This window comes from Kribbella sp. NPDC023972 (assembly GCF_040639075.1).
Lineage (GTDB): Bacteria > Actinomycetota > Actinomycetes > Propionibacteriales > Kribbellaceae > Kribbella.
Genome location: NZ_JBEZZH010000001.1, coordinates 39306 through 46711, shown reverse-complemented (window position 1 = coordinate 46711; position 7406 = coordinate 39306). Strand labels below are relative to the sequence as shown.

5 protein-coding genes are annotated in these 7406 nt (G+C 69.4%); 4 read left to right on the top strand and 1 reads right to left on the bottom strand.

Going from position 1 to position 7406, the window contains the following annotated elements; all coding sequences use genetic code 11:
- Nucleotides 1-554, bottom strand: a 554-nt coding sequence (locus AB0F43_RS00185) for a hypothetical protein (RefSeq protein ID WP_360468555.1), incomplete at its 3' end; no start/stop codon positions are given.
- A gap of 531 nt (nucleotides 555-1085) precedes the next feature.
- Here AB0F43_RS00185 and AB0F43_RS00180 point away from each other — a divergent pair.
- From AB0F43_RS00180 to acnA, 4 genes are all read left to right on the top strand, one after another.
- Complete coding sequence (locus AB0F43_RS00180) at nucleotides 1086-2105, top strand: hypothetical protein (RefSeq protein WP_360468553.1); 1020 nt, start codon at nucleotides 1086-1088, stop codon at nucleotides 2103-2105.
- Nucleotides 2106-2115: 10 nt separating this feature from the next.
- Entirely contained in the window at nucleotides 2116-3048 is a 933-nt protein-coding gene (locus AB0F43_RS00175) for an LLM class F420-dependent oxidoreductase (protein ID WP_360468551.1), read from the top strand.
- Between the two features lie 92 nt (nucleotides 3049-3140).
- Entirely contained in the window at nucleotides 3141-4376 is a 1236-nt protein-coding gene (locus tag AB0F43_RS00170; protein WP_360468549.1) for a Fic family protein, read from the top strand.
- Nucleotides 4377-4557: 181 nt separating this feature from the next.
- Nucleotides 4558-7332 carry an aconitate hydratase AcnA gene (gene acnA / locus AB0F43_RS00165; protein ID WP_360468547.1) on the top strand — a complete coding sequence of 925 codons (2775 nt, stop codon included), beginning with the start codon at nucleotides 4558-4560 and terminating at the stop codon, nucleotides 7330-7332.
- Nucleotides 7333-7406: the final 74 nt, after the last annotated feature.

The following is a 7406-nucleotide window of genomic DNA, read 5'->3' as shown; positions in this document are numbered from 1 at the left end:
ATCAGCCTGTCGCTCGCCTGGACGAGCCTGTCGCTCGCCTGGACGAGCCTGTCGCTCGCCTGGACGAGCCTGCCGGTCGGCTCGACGAGCCTGTCGCTCGCCTGGACGAGCCTGCCGCTCGGCTCGACGAGTCCGGCGCTCGCCTGGACCAGTCCGGCGCTCGCGTCGACGAGTCCGGCGCTCGGCTCGGCCAGTCCGGCGCTCGGCTCGGCCAGCATGGCGACGAGCCAGCTGCTGATAGCGAGTGGCCCGTCGCTCACCGGGCCGCCGGGGGCAACTTTGACCCTTCCGCTTGGGGTGACGCGCCTGCCGGTCCGGCCGACCATCCCGCAGCCAAGTACTCCGCGGCGTTCGACGGGGCTGAGGACGATCTCACCGCCGAGATCCCCGTGGTGCCGACCGAGTCGCCCGACGCGGTTGACGAGCCCGTTGCACCAGAGCAACCCGCGCCGGCCGAACCCGCAGTGCGGTTCGACGTGGCGACGAATCCGGATGCTGAGGAAGACGAGATCTTCGGTGCGGCTCCGATGGCTAAAGCTCAGGTTGAGCCTCACCCTCAACCTCAGCCCTGGCCCCAGCCGCAACCTCACCCCGAACCCTGGCCCCAACCCCAGCCGCATCCAGCCCCCTGGCCCCAGCCAGACCCCCACCGCGAGCCCACGCCGGGCCCGCAACCCGGCCCCGCCCCAGGCCCGCAACCTGAGCCGATGCCAGGCCCATACCCCGGCCCAGGTCCCCAGCCCGAGCCCACTCCGGGACCGCACCCGGAGCCGACGCCAAGCCCGATCCCCGGTCCAGAACCCGAGCCGTGGCCCGGGCCCGAGCCGACACCCACGCCGGAGCCCTCCCCGCAACCGGAGCCGGAACCCGAGCCGTGGCCGGAACCCGAGCCTCAGCCGGAGCCGGAGCCCGTTCCGGACCCCGAGCCAATGCCCTGGCCGGAGCCCGAGCCGTCGCCCCAGCCAGACTCCACACCCCGCCCCGAACCCACCACACACGCCGCCCGGCAAGCCGCCTCACCGCATCCAGGCGCGGAGCAAGCAGGTGCCGACGCCCTGAGCCAGTCCACTGCGTACGGCGAGGGTGTGGCTCCGAGCGAGCAACCGGACCTCCGCACGGCAGAAGCAGGCTCGCTCGGCCAGCCCCGGCAGGTCGACCAGGCGACCCACCAAGAGTCAGCGCACGGGCCGGCGTCGTACGGACAGGAGTCGCCGTACGGACCTGCGGCGCGTGGGCAGGAGTCGCCGCGCGATCCGGCGTCGTACGGGCAGGAGGCGGGGTACGAGTCCGCGGCGGACGAGGAGGAGGCGTACCGCCATCGGGCCCCGTATGGGCAGGAGTCAGCGCGTGAGTCCGCGGCGTACGGACACGAGGCGTCGTACGAGGCTGATGGGCGGGGGTCGGGGGCGCCCTATGAAACCGCGGCGCGTGGGCGGGATGAGGCTCGAGGGGAGTTTGGGGAGCTTTGGGACGGAATTGGGGATGACGAGCCGACCGGATTTCTGCCGGTGGTGGAGGGGGAGCCGGAGGGGGTGAGTGGCCCGGCCGCCGTGGATGTGGCCGCGGTGGTGCGGATGTCTATTCCGGGGTTGGGGTTGGCCGGGGCTGATGGGCCGCGGATCGAGCCGGCGCCGGGGTCGATCGAGGAGGCGATGCGGGCCGAGGTCGAGCGGCCGAGGCCGCGGCCGCGGGAGTCCGAGGCGTTCAAGGCGCTGCACGCGTGGTGCCGGGCCCGGACCGCGATCGTGCCGTCCGGGTTCACCATCCAGGTCCAGGTGCTCGACCCGGGTGCGCCGTCGTACCGGTTCGATCTGGAGCCGCCGGAGGTGGACGATCCGGAGTTCGCCGCCGACAAGCTCAGCGGCCTGCTCGGCGATCTGTGGATCACCGAGGCGGAGGGCGACCAGGGCGGCTGGCTGTTCGCGCGGATCGACGCGGCCGGCCGCACATTGCGGATCGACCGGTGGTACGACCAGGTCCCGGACTGGTGGGACAACCCGGTCGAGTCGCGGCTCGACGTACACGGTCTGGTACGGCGGCTGAACGGGCGCGGACCCGAGTGGCAACCGTCGTACCTGGAAAGGCTTTACACCACCGCGAGATAGCGTTGGCCGCATGCTTCTCAGGATTTTCACCGAACCCCAGCAAGGTGCCTCGTACGACGATCTGCTCGCGGTGGCACGCAAGACCGAAGAGAACGGGTTCGACGCGTTCTTCCGTTCGGACCACTACCTGGTGATGGGCGACCACGACGGCCTGCCGGGGCCGACCGATGCGTGGATCACGCTCGCCGGGCTCGCCCGGGAGACGAGCCGGATCAAGCTCGGCACCCTGGTCAGCTCGGCCACCTTCCGCAACCCCGGTGTGCTCGCGATCTCGGTGGCGCAGGTCGACCAGATGAGTGGCGGCCGGGCCGAGCTCGGTCTCGGCGCGGGCTGGTACGAGGCCGAGCACAAGGCGTACGGCCTCGACTTCCCGGACACGCCCGGCCGGTTCGACCTGCTGACCGAGCAGCTCGAGCTGATCACCGGTCTGTGGGACACGCCGGTGGGGGAGACGTACGACTTCCAGGGCGAGCACTACCAGATCAGCGACTCCCCGGCCCTGCCCAAGCCGGTGCAGCAGCCGCACCCGCCGATCATCGTCGGCGGCGCGGGCAAGAAGCGGACGCCGGCTCTGGCGGCGAAGTACGCGGCCGAGTTCAACGCCGGGTTCCGCTCGGTGGAGGAGACCGAGACGATCTTCAAGCGCGTTCAGGCCGCCTGCGCGGCGATCGGCCGCGACTCGAAGAGCTTGGCGCTGTCCACCGCCCACACCGTCGTCGTCGGCAAGGACGACGCCCAGGTCAAGCAGCGCGCCGCCGCCATCGGCCGCGACGTCGAAGACCTCAAGGCCAACGCGATCGCCGGCACACCGGCCGAGGTCGTCGACCGCCTCGGCCAGTTCGCCGCCGTCGGCTCCCAGCGCCAGTACGTCCAGATCATGGACCTCCAAGACCTCGACCACCTCGACCTCATCGCCGCCGAGGTCCTCCCACAGGTCTCCTGAGTTCCCTAACTCGGAATAGCGACAGCGTTATTCCGAGTTAGACTGCCTAAGTCGGAATAACGCCGACGTTGTTCCGACTTGGAGGCAGAGCGGTGACGTTCGAGCGGGCCGGTGGTCCGGACCCGGGACAGAGCGACCCGGATCCGGGCTGGCCGGCGCACGTGCTGGAAGTGCGGTCATGGCGCCAGCGGAGCCGAGCAGGTACGGCGGCGGACCGCATGCTCACCGAGGTCGTGACGATGCGACCACCGTTGATCGGGCATCGCGACGTACGACTGAGCCCTGAACTCGTGTCGGCCATGGAAGCAGGGGTGCTCGAGATCGCCGCGCTCGACCACTCGCACGGGGCCGAGCTCGCGGCACTCGAGACGCTGCTCCTGCGCACCGAGTCGGTGGCTTCGTCGAAGATCGAGCACATCGACGCGTCGGTCGACGACTTCGCCCGGGCGCTGCACGGCATCAAGTCGAACCCGTCGGCGACGTCGATGGTCGCGTCCACGGCGGCGCTCGCGGCGCTGATCCGTTCTGTCGACGAGGGCGGGGACATCGACATCGCGATGATCCTGATGGCCCACCTCGCCTTGATGGTCGACGACCCGCACGAACATGCGTACGCCGGCCGCTTCCGGGACATGCAGAACTGGATCGGTGGCAGCGATCACTCGCCGCGGAACGCGGTCTACGTGCCGCCGCCTCCGGAGACTGTGGACGAGTACATGGCGGATTTGGTGGCCTTTGCCAACCGGACCGATCTGCCCGTGCTCGCCCAGGCGGCGATCCTCCATGCTCAGTTCGAGTCCATTCACCCGTTCACCGATGGCAACGGGCGGATCGGTCGTGCCCTCATCAACACGGTGCTGCGTCGCCGCGGCACGACCCGGCGTGTGGTCGTCCCACTGGCGTCCGCGCTCGTGGCACGGCGCGACGATTACTTCGACGTGCTGGGCGCGTATCGCGAGGGTCGGATCGAGCCGATCATCCGATCGTTCACCGCGGCATCCGCCGTCGCCGCGCGCGAGTCCCGGGTGACCGCGTCAAGGATCGCCGAGGTGCAGTCGGTGTGGCTGCAGAAGGTGGGGTCCCGGCGTGGTAGTGCCGCGTCCCGCCTGCTCGACGGCCTGATCGCGGCACCGATCTTCTCGGCGAGCGAGGCCGAGGAAGCCGTCGGTGGCGCCACCAGCAGCGTGTACGCCGCGATCGAGCGACTGCACGAGGCTGGGGTGATCCGGCCGCTGACGAACCGGATGCGGAATCAGGTTTGGGGCGCGGTGGACATGCTTGACGAGTTGGACGACCTTGCGGCGCGGATCGCGGCTGCTGTGCGGTGAGGGCGCGGGTGGTGCGATGTTGTCCACAGGTTCTTGGATTGTTGGCCGGGGTGGCTCGATGTCGTGTATCTTGATGTCGAGAGAGTTTGGCGCGAGGTTAGGGGAGCCTGATCTCGCGGATAGGTGGTGGGCTCGGCAGGATGGGCCTCGGCGGATCAGGACTGGATAGAGGAGCAGGTTGATGGCGAGCGTCGACAGCTTCGGTGCCAAGGGGGCACTCGAGGTCAACGGACAGTCGTACGAGATCTTCAGGTTGGCGGGTGTCGAGGGCGCGGACACCCTGCCCTACTCGCTCAAGGTGCTGCTGGAGAACCTGCTGCGCACCGAGGACGGCGCGAACATCACCGCCGAGCACATCACCAAGCTCGGCAACTGGGACCCGAGCGCGGCGCCCGACACCGAGATCCAGTTCACCCCGGCCCGGGTGATCATGCAGGACTTCACCGGCGTGCCGTGTGTCGTCGACCTGGCCACCATGCGCGAGGCGGTCGCCGAGCTGGGTGGCGACCCGACCCGGATCAACCCGCTGGCGCCGGCCGAGCTGGTCATCGACCACTCGGTCATCATCGACGTCTTCGGCCGGCAGGACGCGTTCGAGCGCAACGTCGAGCTGGAGTACGAGCGCAACCGTGAGCGCTACCAGTTCCTCCGCTGGGGCCAGACCGCGTTCGACGAGTTCAAGGTCGTCCCGCCCGGCACCGGCATCGTGCACCAGGTGAACATCGAGCACCTGGCCCGGACCGTGATGGTCCGCAACGGCCAGGCCTACCCGGACACCTGTGTCGGCACCGACTCGCACACCACGATGGTGAACGGCCTCGGCGTCCTCGGCTGGGGCGTCGGCGGTATCGAGGCCGAGGCGGCCATGCTCGGCCAGCCGGTGTCGATGCTGATCCCGAAGGTGGTCGGCTTCAAGCTGAGCGGCTCGGTCCCGGCCGGCGCGACCGCGACCGACGTCGTACTCACCATCACCCAGATGCTGCGCAAGCACGGCGTGGTCGGGAAGTTCGTCGAGTTCTACGGCGACGGTGTCGCCGCGGTGCCGCTGGCGAACCGGGCCACCATCGGCAACATGAGCCCCGAGTTCGGCTCCACCTGTGCGATCTTCCCGATCGACGACGTGACGCTGGAGTACCTGCGGCTGACCGGCCGCTCCGACGACGACGTCGCGCTGGTCGAGGCGTACGCCAAGGAGCAGGGCCTGTGGCACAACCCGGCCGTGGAGCCGCGCTTCTCGGAGTACCTCGAGCTCGACCTGTCGACCGTCGTCCCGTCGATCGCCGGGCCGAAGCGTCCGCAGGACCGGGTCGAGCTGAGCGAGGCGAAGGAAGCCTTCCGCGGCGCTCTCACCGACTACGCGACCGAAGAGCTGGAGGTCGACCCGTCGGAGACCGGTAGCTTCCCGGCCAGCGACGCCCCGAACGGCCACGGGAACGTGAACGACGAGCCGCACGTCCCGCACGGCGCCGACGGCCGGCCGTCGAAGAAGACCAAGGTCAGCCTCGACGGTCAGGAGATCGAGCTCGACCACGGGCACGTCGTGATCGCGAGCATCACCTCCTGCACCAACACCTCGAACCCGTCGGTGATGCTGGCCGCCGCCCTGCTGGCCAAGAACGCGGTCGACAGGGGACTCGCGTCGAAGCCGTGGGTGAAGACGTCGCTGGCGCCCGGCTCGAAGGTCGTCACCGACTACTACGAGAAGGCCGGTGTCACGCCGTACCTGGAGAAGCTCGGCTTCCACCTGGTCGGGTACGGGTGCACCACCTGCATCGGCAACTCGGGTCCGCTGCCGGAGGCGGTCTCGGCCGGTGTCCAGGAGGCCGACCTGGCGGTCGTGTCCGTGCTGTCCGGCAACCGCAACTTCGAGGGCCGGATCAACCCGGACGTGAAGATGAACTACCTCGCCTCGCCGCCGCTGGTGATCGCCTACGCGCTGGCCGGGACGATGGACTTCGACTTCGAGACCGATGCCCTGGGCAAGGACACGGACGGCAACGACGTGTTCCTGCGCGACATCTGGCCGACCGCGGAGGAGGTGGAGCGGGTGATCGCCTCCTCGATCAGCAAGGAGATGTTCAGCAAGGACTACGCCGACGTGTTCGCCGGTGACGAGCGCTGGCAGTCGCTGCCGACCCCGGAGGGCAAGACCTTCGCCTGGGACCCGGAGTCGACGTACGTGCGCAAGCCTCCGTACTTCGACGGGATGGCGAAGGACCCGGCGCCGGTCACCGACATCGCCGGTGCCCGGGTGCTGGCCAAGCTGGGCGACTCGGTCACCACCGACCACATCTCCCCGGCCGGTTCGATCAAGGCGGACAGCCCGGCCGGCAAGTACCTGGCCGAGCACGGCGTCGCGCGCAAGGACTTCAACTCGTACGGGTCGCGCCGCGGCAACCACGAGGTGATGATCCGCGGCACGTTCGCGAACATCCGCCTGCGCAACCAGATCGCGCCCGGTACCGAGGGCGGGTTCACCCGCGACTTCACCAAGGACGACGCGCCGGTCACCACGATCTACGACGCCGCCCAGTCGTACGCCGAGGCCGGTACGCCGCTGGTGATCCTGGCCGGCAAGGAGTACGGCTCGGGTTCGTCGCGGGACTGGGCCGCCAAGGGTACGGCGCTGCTCGGCGCCAAGGCGGTCATCACCGAGTCGTTCGAGCGCATCCACCGGTCGAACCTGATCGGTATGGGCGTGCTGCCGCTGCAGTACCCGGAGGGTGAGAACGCGGAGTCGCTCGGGCTGACCGGCGAGGAGACGTTCGACATCACCGGCGTGACCGAGCTGAACAACGGATCCATCCCGCGCACGGTCCACGTGAAGGTGACCGCGCCCGACGGGTCGGAGAAGGAGTTCGACGCGGTGGTCCGGATCGACACCCCGGGCGAGGCCGACTACTACCGCAACGGCGGCATCCTGCAGTACGTCCTCCGCTCCCTGATCGCCAGCTGACGCACTCGGACCCACGGAAGGGCCGGCCCTCACGGGCCGGCCCTTTTCTGTCGGTGGGGTGGGCAAGACTTGAT